A 16,011-nucleotide genomic window follows, 5' to 3' on the forward strand; every position below is an offset into this window, starting at 1 on the left:
GGGCGCACCGCCGTCACGACCTGCCCTTGGGGAGGTCTTGTCCTCCCGCCGATGCGCTTGGAGCGACGAACCGGCACGGGCGAGGCCCGTCCGCCCCCGCGACTCCATCACCGCTCCAGATCGCGCAGGGCCCGCGTCGCGGCGGTCTCGAGCGCGTCCAGCCCTTCGGTCGCGGCCGCGCCGCGCGCGCGCTGCAGGTGCGCCCGGGCCTCTGCCTCCCGGCGGGCGGCTGCGGCGATGCGGGCGAGGCCCATCTCGCACCGCGCGACGTGGCTGCCCCGGCCCGAGAGGTCGAGCGCGAGGCAGCGCCGGAGATCGGCGGCCGCACGGCGCCGGGCTCCGATCCGCAGCCGCGCGGCGGTCAGGAGGTCGGGCAGGCCCGGCCGTCCCACGCTCGGGCGCCGCCCCGGCGCGGGAAGGCCGCCGATCGCGAGCAGCACCTCGCCGCGCAGGAGGAGGACCTGACGGATCAGGTTCACGTTGCCGGCCGCCTCGACGAGACGGGCCAGCTTGGCGATGCGCCGCCACGCGGCCCGGAGGCGTCCGGAGCGCAGGTCCACCACGGCGCGGAGCCACAGCACCGCGTGGGCGATGTTGATGTCCCCGACCGCCTCGGCCTCGGCGAGAAGGGCGTCCACCTCCGGCAGGACGCGGTCCGGGGCCTCGAGCATGACGCGCGCGTAGAGGTCCATGGCCCGTCCGACCCGCTCGTCGCCCGACCCGGGGATCGCGCGCTCCAGCGCCGGGGCGACTGTGGCCCGGACCCGCTGGGGATCGTCCTCGATCGCGTGGAGCAGGGCGCGCGCCCACGCCGCGTAGGCACCCGCGCGCCGGTCCCCGCACCGCGCCTCGACCGCCTCCAGCCGCGCGATCGCGTCCAAGGACTCCAGCCTCCGCCCCGCCGACCGCAGCGCCGAGCTGAGGAGGTAGAGCGCGGTCATCTCGAGATGGATGTCGCCGGTGGCGCGCGCGACCGGGGCGATCAGCGCGGCGAGGCGCTCGATCTCCTCTGTGGGGCGGCCGGTCTCGTCGTGATGGCGCATGAGCGCGGCGCGGGCCCAAGCCGCGCCGTGCGCGTCAGCGGCCGCCTCGGACTCGGAGAGGCTGCGCTGTGCGAGGGCCTCGGCGCCGGCATAGTCGCGCAGATGGCAGAGGGCGATCGCGTCGAGCGTGCGCGCGAGCGTCAGCTCGGGACTGTGGCCCATGGACTGGAGGCGGGGCAGGAGCGCCTCGGCGACGCGGTTGAGCGCGGCGTAGTTCCCGAGGTGGTCGAGCCCGCGCAGCCATGTCGCCGCGAGGCTGCGGTAGAGCGCGTCGTCCAGCATGGCCGGGGCCCCGACCGCGCCCTCCGCGATCTCGGCGGCGCGCTCGCAGTCGCGGACGGCTTCGCGCACCGCGTAGCCGGCCAGGCGGTGCGCGGCGGCCCGGACGAGATGGCCCGCGCCCTCGGCCTCGCGCCCTGCGGCCAAGGCGTGGCCGGCGAGGCGGCCGGCGTGCTCGCCCGCGTCCCCGCCCTCGACCGCCGTGAGCGTGTCGAGGATGCGCCCGTGCGCCTCGCGCAGCCGCGAGGGCAGGACGCTTTCGGCGATGGCGTCGCGCACGAGCGCGTGGGCGAAGCGCCACCGACCGTCGCCCGTCGGTTCCACGAGGCCCGGCGCCGCCATCGCCCCACGGAGGCCGGCCGGGTAGCCGAGCGCCGCCGAGACGACCCCCTCGTCGACCTCCCGCCCGACGAGGGCGGCGAGGCGCAGCGCCTCGCGCAGGGGGTCCGGCAGGCGATCGAGACGGGACAGGACGAGTTGCTGCACGTTGCCGGTCAGCGCCGGGCCGGGGTCGCCGACGAGCTCGACCGCGCCGTCGCGCACAGCGAGCCGGCCATCCTCGCGCAGGGCGCGGACGATCTCCTCCGCGGCGAAGGGGAGCCCCTCGGCGCGGGCGGCGACGAAGGCGGCGAGCCCGGCGGAGATGGGCCCATCCGCCGCGGCCTCGGCGATCCGGCGCACGCCCGCCTCGCCCAACGGGTGGAGGGCGATCTCCACGGCGGTCCGGGCGAACGCCTGCGCGGTCGTCCCGGGCCGCGCGGTCAGGAGCAGGTCGATCGGCTCGGCAGCGAGGTCGCGCAGGATCGTCCGGCTGGCACCGTCGATCCAGTGGACGTCCTCGACCCAGAGGACGGCGTCCCGCCGCGCGGCGACCCGGCGCAGGAGGTCCGACAGGAGGTCGCGCGTCGCCTCGGCCCGTCCGACGGGGTCGGTCGCGGCGCGCCCGCCCGCCTCGTGGAAGGCCGCGAGCGCCGCCGCGTCGCCGGAGCGTGGCTCCTCGGCGAGGAGGCGCTCGAGCAGGACGGCGCGCGGCAACCCGCGCGCGGCCCCGGCGGCGTCGCGCAGCAGGTCGAAGACAGGCGCGAGGTCCGCGCCGAGGTCGTCCGGCGCGCATCGGCCGACGAGGACCGCGCGGCCATCCGCAAGCTGCCGCCCGATCTCGTGGGCGAGGCGGGACTTGCCGATCCCGGCCTCCCCCTCGATCCACACGGTCCGCCCGCGCGCGGCCCCCGCGAACGCCGCGACGCCCTCCGCCAGCTCGGTTCCGCGCTCGGCGAGGGGCGGCGCGCCCCTGTCGGGACCGAAGCGCAGGTCCGGCCCCGCGAGGTCCAAGAGCGCGGCGGGCGAGACGGGGGCGTCGAACCCCTTCAGGTCGAGCGGCTGGCGCGCCTCGACCCGGATCGCGGCCCCGGCCTCCGACGCCAGGGCGGGGTCGAGCAGGATCTCGCCCGGCGCGGCGGCGGCCTCGAGGCGGGCGGCGAGCACGACCGCGTCGCCGACGACCGCGATGCCACGACCCTCGCGCGCGACCATGACCGGGCCCTCGGCGAGGCCGATGCGTATCTGGAGCCCGGCCGCGCCGTCCATCCGCCCGCGCGCGTCGAGCGCCGCCCGGCAGGCGAGGAGTGCGGCGCTCTCGACCCCGGCATGGGCCCCGAACGCGGCGAGGATGCCGTCGCCGGCCTCGTCCACGACCCATCCGCCCGCCGCCTCGACCGCGGCGCGGGCGGCATCGCGCAGGGCGCTGAGGCGGGCATGCGCCTCCTCGGGTCCGAGCCGGCGCGCGAGGGCCGTGGACCCGACGGCGTCGAGCGCGAGGATAGCCGCCCTGCGGAGGTCTGGGATGGACCCATCCCTCATCGTAGGAAGCCGGCCACGTGCGGGAACACCGTCTCGGCCGACTCGCGGCCGATGATCGTGTCCATGTGTCCGTGCTCCGGGAGCACGAGGCGCGTCGTCGCGCGGTTCCCGATCCCCTCCAGCCATGCCCTCGTCCTGAGGGTCGCCTCGGGCAGCATCTCGCGGTTCCGGGCGCCGGCGAGGAGCAGGATCGGCATGTCGCGCAGGGCGGAGCGACCCGGCGCGGCGGCATGGAGATACCGCTCGGAGCCGTCGGCGGCGACGGCGTGCCCCGTCTCGAAGATGCGGGCGACGTGGGCGAAGGGCGCGGAGGAGAGCGGCGAGAACATCTCGCGGATGCGGTCGTGCGTGGGCGCATCCAGCACCGCGTGCCGGTAGCTCGGGCCGAAGAGGGCGTCGATCCGGCGGCAGGTCGGGCTGTGGCAGCGCGGCGCGACCAGCCCGGGCATCGTCCACAGCAGGGCGTCCAGCGCCGCGTCGGCCTCCTGCGAGAGGCCGGATGGCGACGTGCCGCCGGTGCCGGACCGGGGGTCGACGACCTCCAGGCCGTCCCGCAGGGCCTCCGACAGCGCGGGCGGCAGGCCCATCCGGGCGGCGAGGGCCAGAACCTCGGGCGGCGCGCCTTCGGCGATCATCCGCGCCACGCCGGCATCGGCCTTGGCATGGTTGCTCCACGACGTGATCGCGTGGAGCCCCAACTGCGACAGGACGAGGCGGCGGATGCGGGCCTCGCCCGCGAGGACCGCCATCGCGGCCGTCATGCCGCCGACGCAATGGGCGAAGACGTCCACCTGCGCGGCCCCGGTGACCGCGAGGACGCGGGAGATGGCGGCGGGCCAGTCCTTCGTCGCGACGTCGTCGAGGTCGAAGGGCAGCAGGCTGGCCGGGATGCCGCCGCAGCCGCGATAGTCCAGCAACCAGACGTCGCGTCCCTCCGCCGCCAGCGCGCCGGCGAGGCTGGACCCTCGGACGTCGGCGGCGAAGGCGGCCGCGTTGGTGCCGAAGCGCCCGGCGAGGATCACCGGCGGCCGGTCCCCGGGCGACGGGCGCGGGGCGTGGCGCAGCAGGCGCACGTGCCGGTCGGGGCCGACCTGCGTCCAGTGGATCTCGGGCGGGTCGAGGCCCGGGCTGCGGGGCAGCCCCAGCCCGCCCTCGGACGGGCTCGCCGTCGCGGCGGGGGCGCGGGGCGCGACGACCTCGGCCATATAGGCGTGGAAGCCCCCATGCGCGCCCGCGACCACCTCGGCCATGCGGGCGAACAGGCGCGACCTGTAGGCGGCGGCGAGCATGGCGGATGGGGCGCCGCCCGCGTCCGTCGCCGCGACCGCTTCGTTGGCCGCATGAAGCGCGACCGCCGCGAGCCTCGGGCCGAACCGTGGATCGCGGATCCTGTCCGTGAGCGCGCCGTGGTCGGACAGCGCCAGTTCCAGCAGCTCGAAGGCGGTCTCGTCCGCCCGCCGCCCGAGCGCGGCGCGGTCGTAGGCGACCTCGAGGGCAGAGGCTTGGCGGATCGCCTCCTGCAGCGTCACCCGCAGCCGTCCGCGGGCATGGGCGGGGGCATCCGCCTCCGGGCCGGTCCGCAGCGTGACCGCCATGTCCGTCAGATCGGTCCAAGGATCGCCCCCGTCGCGGCGGGCGATGGTCTTGCGCCCGTCCAGCCAGAGGTCCGGGCCGTCGGTCGGGCGGAGGCGGCCCCGGTAGGTCATCTCCCACCTGTCGACACGGTCGGGGACCGGCATCAGGATCCGCATCTCCCCCTCGTGGATGTCCATCTCTCGACCCAGCGCGGCGAGGCGGCCCGACAGCGCGACCGTGCCGTCCGGCGGGGTGAGCGCCCCGAGGAGGCGGTCGGCGTGCAGCCGCACTCTCAGCGTCGCCTCGGTCTCGAAGGTACGGGGCGGGACGAACGGGTCGGCGCCGGGCGGGTCGCCCGGGACCATGAGCGCGAGGTGGCCCCGCATGACCTCGTCGAGGGTGGCGGGCGGCGAGAAGTCCCCCAGCCCCGCCTCGGCCGCGCGGAGCGCCTCGGGCCAGTCGCCCGCGTCCACGGCTGCCAAGACGGGACGGAGGACGGCACGCAGATGCGCCGTGATGGGCGCGACCGCATCGCGCAGCGCCGCGGGGTCGCTCAGTTTCTCGGCGGCCACCTCGACGAGGTTCATGTCCGACCCCGCCGCCATGCGGAGGGCGCCCTTCACGAGCATTCCCGCCAGTTCGTACATGCGCCCTTGGATGGCGGTCCCGATCTGGCCGAGCGCCGAGTCCGTCGCGCGCAGCAGGGCGGCCGGATCTGGAGGCGGAGCGGCCCGGAGGAGGTCGCGCCGGCCCGCCACGGGCGGCGTGGCGGCCATCCGGCCCGGCGTCTCGGCAATCATCGCGTCGACCGCCCGCTCGGCCAGCGCCGCGATGGTGAGCAGCGGGTTGATCCCCACCGAGCCGGGCAGCAGCGAGCCGTCCATCACCCGGAGCCCTGCGTGCAGGCCACCCGCGCCGTCCCTGACGCGACCCTCCGTGTCGGTGACGTCGCGTGCCCCGTCCTCGCCCATGCGGCAGCCACCGAGGGGATGGACCGTCAGCGCGCGCCGTCCCAGCGAGTCCTGCCAGAGCGGATTGGCAAGGAACTCCGCCCCGATGCCGTCGGCGGCGCGCGCGGCGGCCGCGTTGCAACGCACCACACCGTCGTCTGCGCCCGCGCGGTCCCAGTCGAGGATCGCGGCCCCGTCGGCGCCCAGCACGACGCGCCCGCGGGCCGCGTCATGCGCCATCCCGAGGAGCGGGAGCGTGCGGGAGACGGGACCGGAGCGCACCGTCCGCGCGATCCGATCGGCACGGGTCCGGGCCGCGTCGGCGATCCCGGCCAAGCCCTCCAGCCGACGCGCGGCGTCGCCGTGGCGGAACGGGTCGCCCGTCAGCGCTGCCAGCGCGGGCAGCGCGATCGCGTAGCCCGCCGCCAGCGCGCCGGGCATGGCACCGTCCTCCAGCACGACGCCGCGTCCGGGCTCCTGCGGGTCGCGCAGGTCGATCATGCCGGTGATCGTCGGGCCGGGGCGCCACGGCGCCTCCCCCTCGCGCTCGGGGCCGGTGGGCAAGGACCGGGAGCCGGCGCCGACTGGGTGGACCGGGGCGGGCGCATCGCCCGCGCCCGCGTGGCCCGCATCGTAGGCGAAGGCCCAGATGTCGCCGTTGCCCGACACGTCCGCGCCTAGGCGCGCGCCGAAGCGCAGCGTGTCCGAGCGGCTCCGCAGGAGGATCGCCGTGCTGCCGAGGGTGCCCGCCGCGAGCACGACCTCGGGGGCCTCGACGGTTCGGGCCTCCGCGCCCCGGCCGACCACGACCCGCCAGCCGCCGCCCGGACCTGGCGCGAGGCGGTCCACCTCCGCGCCGGTGGCGATCACCGCCCCGGCGGCCTCTGCGGCGACGAGGTAGGTCATCAGGACCGTGTTCTTGGCGCCGTAGTTGCAGCCCGAGACGCAGTCGCCGCAATCGGTGCAGGCGGCCTGCCACTGGCCCGCGGCGTTCCATCCGTCCTCGAAGGTGACGGCGATGGCGGGACGCCGGACCTCCCGCCCCATCCCCTTGGCTGCGCGCTCGAGCGCCTCGAGCTTCGGCCGCGTCCGCCCCTCGGGATAGGGCGCGGCGCCGAGCATTCGCCGCGCTTCCTCCATCCACGGCGTCAGCGCCTCCGCCGACAGGGCGCCCGGCAGCGCGTCGAGCACCGCCTCGGCCGGCGGCTCGACCACCCCCGCGTTGATGAGCGACGTCCCCCCCAGCCCGCATCCCACGAGCGCCGCCATGCCCGGCCCGAGCCGGACGTCGTAGAGGCCGTCCGCCCGTCCCAGCGTTTCGGGATGGTCGTGCAGGTGGGTCTGGAACTCGGCCGCCGCCGAGGGGCCATCGTCCGGGTAGCCGCCCGGCCCGATCTCGCGCCCCCGCTCCAGCACCAGCACGCGGCGGTTCGCCTGCGCGAGGCGGCAGGCCGCGACGCCGCCGCCGTAGCCGGAGCCGACCACGATCGCATCGAACGGCCCCGCCAGATCCGGTCCAATCTCCGCGAAGGGCCGCGACAGGGGGCGCCACCCCGCCCTCACGCGTCCGTCCGCCCGAGCAGGTCGGCTTGGATCGCGGCATAGTGGGCCGCCGCCGCCTCCGAGAGGGCGGTCCAAGCCGCGCGCGATCCTTCGAGGCGCGCCTCCACGTCCCTTCGGAACGCCCCCCCGTCGCCGGACCCGAACCCCTCGACCCGGGGCTCGGGCGCCACGCCGTTCCGGGGCGTGCCGACCGCGCGGAGCAGCACGGCGTTCATCGCGTCGTCGATCAGCACCACGCCCGCGCCCTCCGCGTTGTCGAGCCGCGGCCCGTTGAGGGTCCATCCCCCGGAGTTCAGAACCTCCACCGGGACGGGCAGGCCCGGCGCGGCGATGCGCTCGGCATAGGGCTTGTGGGTGTGGCCGCAGACGTAGGTCAGCGCTGCGGGCGGGGCGTCGAGCTCTTCCGCGACCTGCGCCGCGACGGGGGCGCCGAGGTACCACGTCAGCCCCCGTCGCCCGTCCGGGGGCAGGGCATCGACCTCGTGATGGCGCTCGTCCTCGCGCATCCGGCCGAGGGTGGCACCGAGGATCGCGCGGGTGGCGGCGCCGATCGCGGCGCGCGGCTCTGGAAGGGCGCCGCCGGGGACGCGGTCCGCGATGGCGTCGGTCGCGATGTCCGACCAACGCGTCAGCGCACGGCGGAAGCCCGTGGGCGTCAGGAGCCGCTGGTACAGGTCCTCGGCCTCGCGCCCCAGCCCGGCGGCGTCGCCCAATCCGGACCACGCGAAGTCGATCCAGCCCGCGTTCTCGGCCGCCAAGGTCGCGGCGGTCGGCGGCGGTCGCGGACCCTCGGCCAGCACGTCCCGGAGCCGGGTGACGGCGCGGTAGGCGGCCTCGTGGAAGTGCCCGTGATGCAGGAGGACCGCGCGTCCGCCCGCGCGCAGCCCGACGTTGGGGTATCGCAGTTCCGCCCCCGCGAAGCCGGCCTCCCGCGCGGCGCGGTCCAGGAGACGGGCGCGGCCGGCCCCGCGCGCGTCGAAGGCGGGGGTGCCGTGGACGGGATGGGTCTGGAGCCGTGCCTTCGGCTCGACCTCGAGGCCGTGGCGGGCGTCGGTCCACAGCGCGTGGTCGTGGTTGCCCGCCGTCGCGAGGATGTCGCCCCGCCAAGCCGCCGCGTCCCGGAGCGCGGCCAGGATCCGCGCGGCCTCGCCGGCGGCCGTGCCCCATTCGGAGAACTGGAGGTCCATCGTGTCGCCGAGCAGCACGAGCCGCGGCTCGCCCCGCCCGTCGGAGAGGAGCGCCCCGAGCGCCCGCGCGAGGGCGCCCGCGACGTCGGGCAGGCCGTCGCGCGGCGAGAACAGGCCCGCCGGAGCGCCGGCATGCAGGTCCGACAGACAAACGTAGGCGATCACTGAAACCAAGGCCCCCGCGCAAGGGGCACATCTCGCCCCCAACGAGTCAAGCCTTGCGCCCCGCGGGCATCGCGCGAATGGTCCGGGCCCTATGGCGTCGACCCTCGATACCGCCAGCACGCTGGCCGCGACGATGCCGCCGCAGGCGTGGCGCAGGCTCGTCGCGGAGGGACGCCCCCGCCACTGGGCGCGGGGCGCGACCATCTATCCCCAAGGCTCGCCCGGCCACTCGATGCTCCTCGTCCGGACCGGCCGCGTGGAGATCACCGTCGTGGACGCGGAGGGCCGGCCCTCCGCGCTCAACCTGATGGGGCCCGGCGACCTCGTGGGGGAGGTCGCCCTGCTGGACGGGGGGACGCGCAGCGCGAGCGCGGTCGCCTCGACCGAGGTGACGGGGGTGGTGATCGAGCGCAGCGCGCTCCGCGCGTTCCTCGCGCGCGATCCCGACGGCGCGCTCGCCCTGATCGCCGAACTCTGCGCCAAGCTGCGCCACGCCTCGGCCATCGCCGAGACGCGCGCCCGTCCGTCCGGCAGGGCACGGCTGGCGCGGTGCTTGCTACAACTGGCCGATCGCCCGGACGACCGGAGCGGCGCGGTGCTGGAGGGGCTGAGCCAAAGCGCGCTCGGCGCCCATGCCGGCCTGACGCGCGAGAGCGTCAACCGCATCCTGCGGGGCTGGGCCGCCGAGGGGCTGGTCGAGTTGGACGGGGCCGCGCGGCGCATCCGCATCCACGACGCGGCGGCGCTGGCCAGACGCACCGAATGAACGGTCCGGGGGTGTGACGCACGTCACATCGCCCGCCGGGCCATCACGCCATTCCGGCCGCGACGGGGCCCACGGAGGACCCCGAACGCCGGGAGCCATCCGATGCAAGACCAACCCTTCGACGCCCGCCGCCTGCCGGTCGAGACCCTCAAGGCCAAGCTCCTCGCGGAGCGCCCGGGCCTGTCGGCCCTCGACCGCGAGGCCCTCCTCGGAAGCGCGGCGCTGGAGCGCAACACCGACAACTGGGTCCGGAGCTGGATCGACACCGAGCATGTCGTCACCCACCGCTCCAAGCGGGTCGTGGCGACGCGGGCGATCACCGACTCCGGCCTCCTGATCTGGATGGTCCGGCTGCAGGGGAACCGCTTCGCCTTCCACTCGGACCGGGAGGGCGTGGACGACGCCTTTCGACAGGCCTCGGAGGCGCGGCGGGCGCGCAAGGCCATCGCCTCGCGGTGGGACGAGTATCGCGCGCTGCGCCGCCGCATCTTCCTCGGGGGGCGGAGGCTGACGATCACCGTGGACGACGCCCGGCGGGCCGGGCTGTGCGAGCTCGGGATCCAAGGCTTCCTCCATCGCGTGGGCCTCGGCGGGCGGACGCACTTTCCCGGTCGGCTCCTCGCGGCGCTGTCCTACGTCGATCGGCAGGTGGGCTACGCGGTGTTCGCCGGGCACCTGCGGCAGCAGGCCGAGGAGGCCTCCCGCCTCGGCGGCGGCGCGGAGGCGGCGGCCGATCGGGCCGTGGGTCATTCCAATGCGCTGTGACCCCGTCCCCTATCTCGCCGATCCCCGCGGCATCGGCGGCGTGGCCGAGGCCGTGGCCGCCCGCTGCTCGACCCGCGCCTTCGCGCGGTCCGGGATCGAGACGGCCGAGGCGATCGAGGTCCTGCGCCTCGCGGCCCGCGCGCCGTCGGGCGGCAACATGCAGCCGTGGCAGGCCTACCTCCTCGGGCGGCCCGCCATCGAGCGCGTTGCGACCGCGATCCGCGCCACGGGCGTGGCGCCGCACAAGGCCGAGTGGGACGACTACCGCTACTACCCCGAGCGGTTCTTCGGCGCCTACGACCAGCGGCGGAAGGCCCTCGGGCGGGCGCTCTACGCGCTGCTCGGCATCGAACGGCGCGAGGTCCGCCGGATGCGCGCCCAGTTCGATCGGAACTTCGACTTCTTTGGCGCTCCGATCGGCGTCCTGCTCACGATCGACCGCGGGCTGGAGAAGGGGTCGTGGATCGACCTCGGGATGTTCGTGCAGAACGTGACCCTGTTGGCGCAGGAGCGGGGTTGGGGCAGTTGCGTGCAAGCGGCCTTCGCGCCGTATCACCGCGCGATCCGCCCCCTCGTCGGCATCGGGCCGGACGAGGTGCTCGTCTGCGGCATCGCCATCGGCCATCCGGACCGCCACGATCCGGTCAACGACCTCCGCACGGAGCGGGCCCCGAACGCGGAGTGGCTCCGGCTGGTCGGATAGCGGTGGCGACCGGAGGGATCGGCGCGGCCCCTGCGTCGGTCGCCGTCTTCTGCCTCCTCGGCGCCGCCCCGCCTGCGCGCCGGGCCCGGGCCCCGGTTCGCCACCCGCGGGGCCGCGCTACATCACCGCGCCCGGCTGCCCCGCGCCCCGCCAGTCCCGTGGCGAGCGCCCGTAGGCGCGGCGGAACTCCCGGCTGAACTGGGAGGGGCTGGCGTAGCCCACGTCCGCCGCCGCCGCGCTCACGGTGGTGCCGGAGGCGATCCGCATGGCGGCGGCGTTGAGGCGCATGGCCTTGGCGAACTGGATCGGCGACTGGCGCGTCGCCTCCTTGAAGCGGCGGTGGAACACGGCGCGGCTCATGTGGGCGCGGGCGGCCATGTCGTCGATGGTGACCGGCTCGTCCAAGCGCGACGCCAGATGCTCGATCGCCCGCGCGATGCCGTTGCCGATCCCGTAGGCGCGCCGCGCGGCCGTTCCGGCCCCGCCCATGAGGACGGCGTGGCACAGTTCGCGCACCCGGCCCTCGCCCAGCACGGCGGCCTCGGCCGGGCGGTCCGCAAGCCGGACGAGGCGCAGCAGCGCCTCGGCGAAGGCGTCGTCCCAGGGCGCGAGGGCGAGGCCCGACGTGGCGGCCGGGCCGGACGGCGCTCCGCCGCCCGCGCGGTCCATGGCCAGCACGAGGTCCGTCATCACCCGCGCATCCAGCATGATCTGCACCCCCAGGAGCGGGGCGTCGGGCGAGGCGAGCGGCGTGCCCGCCTCCACCGGCAGGGGCAGTGGGCAGACGAGGTAGCGGTCGGCGCCATAGACGTGGCGCGTCCCGTCCAGCACGGCCTCCTTGGTGCCGCCGACGATCGCCACCACGGTCGGCTCGTAGACCGCCGGGGCGCAGCGCACCGGCTCCTCGACGCGGAAGAGGCGCATCCCGGGCACGCCGGTCTCGACCATGCCGGGCTCGGGGAGGCGGGCCTCGACGAGGCGCTTGATCTCGGTCTGGCTCATGCTGGCGAGACTGGACCGCCTCGCTGCGCCGATCAAGGCGACCGAGACGAATGGGCAAGCGATCGAGAGGATCGCGTCTCCTTCGGCATCCACCTAAGCGAAATCTGCAAGTCCGACGCGAGGGGGATCGGCCCCGCCCGCGGCACCCTCGCTCCGGAAAGGACGCCCCGATGACCACCACCCCGTTCGGCCCCGAGGGCTGGACCCCCGACCGCCTCGGCTCGCGCGCGGGCCGGACCTACCTGATCACCGGCGCCAATGCGGGCGCGGGCTTCCAAGCGGCGCGCATCCTGCTGTCGAAGGGCGCGGGCGTCGTCATGCTCAACCGCAGCGCCGAGAGGTCCGCCGCCGCCGTGGCCGACCTGAAGGCCGAGTTCGGCGCGGACGCCGCGGCGTCCTTCGTGCGGATGGACCTCGCCGACCTCGCCTCGGTCCGGTCGGCCGCCGCCGAGGTGCTGGCCACCGTGCCGCGCATCGACGCGCTGATCTGCAACGCGGCCATCGCGCAGGTGCCCGAGCGCCGCCTCACGCCCGACGGGTTCGAGAGCCAGCTCGGCACGAACCATTACGGCCACTTCGTGCTGGCCGGGATGCTGTTCGACCGGATCGAGGCGTCGCGGGGCCGGATCGTCGTGGTGGCGAGCCTCGGCTACCGGATGGGTCTGAGGACGATCAACTTCGCGGACATGAACTGGGAGGAGGGCTATGCGGCCAACACCGCCTACTCGCAGTCCAAGCTCGCGCAGATGATGTTCGCCTACGAGTTGCAGGATCGGCTGGCGGCGGCGGGCCGGACGGGCGTCGGGGTCTATGTCTGCCACCCCGGATCGTCCGCCACGTCCCTCATCGCCACCAGCGGCGGACGGCTGACGCGGGCCGTCTGGTGGCTGATGACCAAGACGCCGCTGGTCCAGTCTGCCGAGCGCGGCGCCTGGCCGGAGGTGATGTGCGCGACCGAGGACGGGCTGGAGCTGCGCGCCCTGTATGGGCCCACGGGACGCATGGAGACCGGCGGCCCCGTGGGTCGGGGCACGCTCCAGCCGCATGCCACCGACAAGGACGTCATGGCGCGGCTGTGGGAGCGGTCGGAGAAGGAGACGGGGTTCGTCTGGCAACTCTGAGGCGGGCGATCCGCCGCGTCCGGCCCGGGCGGGGGACGGCCCCCGGCCGAGGCCCCGCGTTGACGTGCAGAGCCGGCATTGGAAGTCGCCGAGGCGCCCGACCCCGGAGACGCCGCGCATGTCCGCGCGGCTCCCGTCGATCTGCGGCGTCACGACCACCACGTCGACCGCGAAGCAGAGGACGCGCGCGCGGTCGCCTCGAAGCGGCGGCGGCCCGCGTCCGAGGCGACGCCCGGCCGCGCCAGCGAGGGCGAGGGTCAGTCCCGCATGGCGTGGCGCAGGGCGACGTTGGGGACGAAGCCGCGCAGGAACTCCTCGTGGCTCATCGCGCCGTCGCCGTCCCGGTCGGCGAAGTCGAGCGCGCGGTCCATGGCGCCCGCGAACTCCGCCTCGTCGAGCCGCCCGTCGCCCGAGCGGTCGAAGAGGTCGAAGACCAGACCGAAGGCCGCGTGATAGGCCTGCGCGCGGTCGCGGTGGAGGGCCATGTCGTAGAAGCCGAAGGGCCATTCCTCCCACTCGCGCGGGTCGATGTCGCCCGACCCGTCCGCGTCGAAGGTCGGGAAGCTCGCGGCGACGGCCGCGGCGACCTCGGCCCGCCCGATCAGGCCGTCGCCGTCCGCGTCGAGGTCGAGCGCTTGCGCCTCCACGGCCGCGCGGGCGGCATCGACGGAGGCGGCGGCGTCCGTTTCCTGGCCGGAGGCGGGCGCGGCGGCGAGCAGGAGGGTCGAGGCGAGGAAGCGGAGCATGCCGTGTCCTTTCGTAGGTTGCGGGACGGGCCGCCTCATTCGGTGGCGAGGCGGTGGAGGGTGGTGTCGTCCTCTCGCGGGGCGTCCGACCCCGGCGCCCGGCCGCCCAAGGCGTCGCGCAGCGCCCGCGCGGCGGCGGTCAGGCGGGCGGCCTCCTCGGCGCCGATCCTCTCCTCGATCAGCCGGTCGACGTCGCGCCACGCGGCGTGGATGTCGTCCACGAGGCCCCGCCCGCGATCCGTCAGCCGCAGGAGGTGCGCGCGGGCCTCCGCCGGATCGACCTCGCGCGCGACGAAGCCGCCGTCGATCAGCCGGGCGGTCATCGTGCTCATGGAGGCGGGGGTGACGTCGAACTCGCGCGCGAGGCGGACTTGGCTGATCGGCTCCATCCGCGACAGGGCGGCGAGGACGCGGGCCTGCCGGGGGCGCAGGCCCAGCGCCCCGAGCCTCTCCCGCAGGCGGTCGTCCACGAGATCCGCGGCGTGCAGGAGCATGTGAAGCGCGAACGCGTTAGTTGCCATGCTGACAGTTCGTATACTATTGGTCCGATGGCAGGCAAGGGCGAAGGCGGCGGGATGGGCGACGCGACGGTCACCACCGCACCGACGGGGTCCCTGCGCCGCCTCGCGCCGACCTTCGCGCTCGTGGCGATGCTCTGGTCAGCCTCGTCGTGGGGCTACTACGCGCTGGCGGACGGGCTGGACCTCTCCAACGGCTACGACGAGGCGCCGGTCCTCTTCGCCGCCTACTACCTCGCGTGGGCGGGCGCGGCGCTGGCGCTGCTGCGCGGGGCCTTCCCGGACCGCCTCACGCGGGCGAACGCGGCGGCGCAGACGCGGGCGCTCGCGCCGATCCTTTTGGCCTACGGGGCCTTCGTCACCTTCGTGCTGCCGCTCCTGCCGGACGTCTCGATGCTGCGCGCGCCGCGCGACCCGCCCGAGTTCATGTTCGCCTCCGCGTGGTACTACCTGCCCAAGTCCGCCGACATCCTGTTCCAGCAGGTGCTGATCGCCGCGATGGTCCGGCGCTGCGACGCGGCCAGGCTGCGGCTGCGCGCGATCTCGCTGCTGATGGCGCTGCTCTTCGGGGGCTTCCACCTGACGCTGGCGTTGGACGGCTTCACCCCGCTCTACGTCGCGCGCTTCACGCTCGCCGCGGCCCTGTTCGGCGTGGTGGTCCCCCGCCTCTACCTGCGGACCCGCCACGGCTTCCGCTGGGCCTACGGCCTGCACTGGGGGTGGTACGCGCTGGACGCCACGATCACCCACCTCGTGCTGGCCGTGCCGCCATGGGCGATGTGAGGGGCGCGGCCTTTCCGCTCCGCCCGTCCGCAGGTCATCCGCACGAGCGTCGCGTCCCGGTCCCGGAATCGGTGCTTGAGCGCGCCGAGGAACGCCGCGGCCGCCGCCCAGTGCAGCGCGCGCGAGTCGGGCCGTGGGCGGACGGGCGGGGGGCGGGGGCGTCGAAGGATGCGCCGGTCATGGTCGCGTCGCAATCGAAGGGGAGGGGGGAAGGGGCCGGGCGGCGTGCCCGGCCCCCGCCGCGTCAGTTCCGGCCGCGGCGGCCGTCCTGGAGCGTCAGCGCGTCGTCGCCGTCGCGGTCCAGCCGCTCGACCACCCGCCCGAACCGGTCGTCCAGTTCGTCCTGCGTGACCGTGCCCGACCCGTCCGCGTCGAGCCGCTGGAAGGCGTCGACCATGCGCGGGCGCATCTGCTCGAAGAACACGGGCGCGAACTCCTCCAGCGCCAGCGCGCCGTCGGCGTCCGTGTCCGCCTCCGCCACCTGCGCGGCCACGTAGGCGTCGATCTCCGCTTGGGTGACGCTGCCGTCGGCATCGGCGTCGACCGCCTCGAAGAGCTGCGCGCCGCCCGCCGGGCCGAAGGCGCCGAGCATCGCGCCGCGCCCGCCGCCCCGGCGGTGGCCGTGGTCGCCGCGCCCGCCGCGCCCGTCCCGGTCGCCGCGGAAGTCCGCCCGCATGGGCCGCTCCTCGGCGGATCGGGCCGCCTCCGGCGCCGGGCCGGGGGCCGGGGCGCCTTGGGCGTGGGCCAGCGCCCCGCCGCCCGTGGCGAGCAGCGCGGCGGCGATCATCGTCTTGCTGAGGGTGTTCATTCCTGTCTCCGATCCTTGTCTGCGGCCGGCCTCGGTGCCGGCTCGGGGATGACGTGGGAGCGGGATGCGGCACCGGGAGCCGCCATGCGAGGACGGCCGTGTCGCCACCTGTCGCAGCGATCCGCGCTGACACATCCTGCGACAAACGGGGCGCGCGGCGCCCCGCCCGAGGGGCTA

Annotated in this window: 12 protein-coding genes; 5 read left to right on the forward strand and 7 right to left on the reverse strand. The window is 75.8% G+C overall.

Annotation, left to right across the window (positions count from 1 at the left end; translation table 11 throughout):
• Window positions 1–107: 107 nt before the first annotated feature.
• Genes JQC91_RS08490 through JQC91_RS08500 form a run of 3 tightly spaced genes read right to left on the reverse strand, consistent with a single transcriptional unit; the run spans window position 108 to window position 8,631 of the window.
• Window positions 108–3,182, reverse strand: a complete 3,075-nt coding sequence (locus JQC91_RS08490) for an adenylate/guanylate cyclase domain-containing protein (protein WP_203286366.1) — start codon at window positions 3,180–3,182, stop codon at window positions 108–110.
• The gene (locus JQC91_RS08495) at window positions 3,179–7,270 is read right to left on the reverse strand and encodes an alpha/beta fold hydrolase (protein WP_203286367.1); all 4,092 of its coding nucleotides are present in this window, start codon (window positions 7,268–7,270) and stop codon (window positions 3,179–3,181) included. The genes JQC91_RS08490 and JQC91_RS08495 overlap by 4 nt, the downstream gene beginning before the upstream one ends.
• Window positions 7,267–8,631 carry a hypothetical protein gene (locus JQC91_RS08500; RefSeq protein WP_203286368.1) on the reverse strand — a complete coding sequence of 455 codons (1,365 nt, stop codon included), beginning with the start codon at window positions 8,629–8,631 and terminating at the stop codon, window positions 7,267–7,269. Before JQC91_RS08500 ends, JQC91_RS08495 begins: the two co-directional genes overlap by 4 nt.
• An 82-nt stretch (window positions 8,632–8,713) precedes the next feature.
• Between JQC91_RS08500 and JQC91_RS08505 the strand changes: the two genes are divergently transcribed.
• The 3 genes from JQC91_RS08505 to JQC91_RS08515 all read left to right on the forward strand — a co-directional run bounded on the left by JQC91_RS08505 (window position 8,714) and on the right by JQC91_RS08515 (window position 10,856).
• A complete protein-coding gene (locus JQC91_RS08505; RefSeq protein WP_203286369.1) occupies window positions 8,714–9,388 on the forward strand; it encodes a Crp/Fnr family transcriptional regulator in 675 nt (224 codons plus the stop codon).
• Window positions 9,389–9,490: 102 nt separating this feature from the next.
• Complete coding sequence (locus JQC91_RS08510) at window positions 9,491–10,153, forward strand: hypothetical protein (RefSeq protein WP_203286370.1); 663 nt, start codon at window positions 9,491–9,493, stop codon at window positions 10,151–10,153.
• Window positions 10,143–10,856, forward strand: a complete 714-nt coding sequence (locus tag JQC91_RS08515; protein WP_203286371.1) for a nitroreductase — start codon at window positions 10,143–10,145, stop codon at window positions 10,854–10,856. The genes JQC91_RS08510 and JQC91_RS08515 overlap by 11 nt, the downstream gene beginning before the upstream one ends.
• Window positions 10,857–10,973: 117 nt before the next feature.
• Here the strand turns inward: JQC91_RS08515 and JQC91_RS08520 are convergent, their stop codons facing one another.
• Window positions 10,974–11,858, reverse strand: coding sequence for an AraC family transcriptional regulator (locus tag JQC91_RS08520; RefSeq protein WP_203286372.1), 885 nt, complete (start codon window positions 11,856–11,858; stop codon window positions 10,974–10,976).
• A 170-nt stretch (window positions 11,859–12,028) separates the two neighbouring features.
• On the opposite strand from JQC91_RS08520, the gene JQC91_RS08525 reads away from it, so the two are divergent.
• A complete protein-coding gene (locus tag JQC91_RS08525) occupies window positions 12,029–12,979 on the forward strand; it encodes an SDR family oxidoreductase (protein ID WP_203286373.1) in 951 nt (316 codons plus the stop codon).
• 257 nt (window positions 12,980–13,236) lie between these two features.
• Here JQC91_RS08525 and JQC91_RS08530 read toward each other — a convergent pair whose 3' ends face one another.
• Window positions 13,237–13,725 (reverse strand): EF-hand domain-containing protein, encoded by a 489-nt coding sequence (locus JQC91_RS08530; RefSeq protein WP_203286374.1) that lies wholly within the window; start codon window positions 13,723–13,725, stop codon window positions 13,237–13,239.
• 35 nt (window positions 13,726–13,760) lie between these two features.
• On the reverse strand, window positions 13,761–14,219 hold the full coding sequence (locus tag JQC91_RS08535) for a MarR family transcriptional regulator (protein ID WP_203286375.1): 459 nt from the start codon (window positions 14,217–14,219) through the stop codon (window positions 13,761–13,763).
• 54 nt (window positions 14,220–14,273) lie between these two features.
• Between JQC91_RS08535 and JQC91_RS08540 the strand changes: the two genes are divergently transcribed.
• The gene (locus JQC91_RS08540) at window positions 14,274–15,026 is read left to right on the forward strand and encodes a hypothetical protein (RefSeq protein WP_203286376.1); all 753 of its coding nucleotides are present in this window, start codon (window positions 14,274–14,276) and stop codon (window positions 15,024–15,026) included.
• 244 nt (window positions 15,027–15,270) lie between these two features.
• Here JQC91_RS08540 and JQC91_RS08545 read toward each other — a convergent pair whose 3' ends face one another.
• Window positions 15,271–15,834: a hypothetical protein gene (locus JQC91_RS08545; protein ID WP_203286377.1), complete on the reverse strand. Its 564-nt coding sequence runs from the start codon at window positions 15,832–15,834 to the stop codon at window positions 15,271–15,273.
• Between the last annotated feature and the right edge of the window lie 177 nt (window positions 15,835–16,011).

This window comes from Jannaschia sp. Os4 (genome assembly GCF_016820245.1).
Lineage (GTDB): Bacteria > Pseudomonadota > Alphaproteobacteria > Rhodobacterales > Rhodobacteraceae > Jannaschia.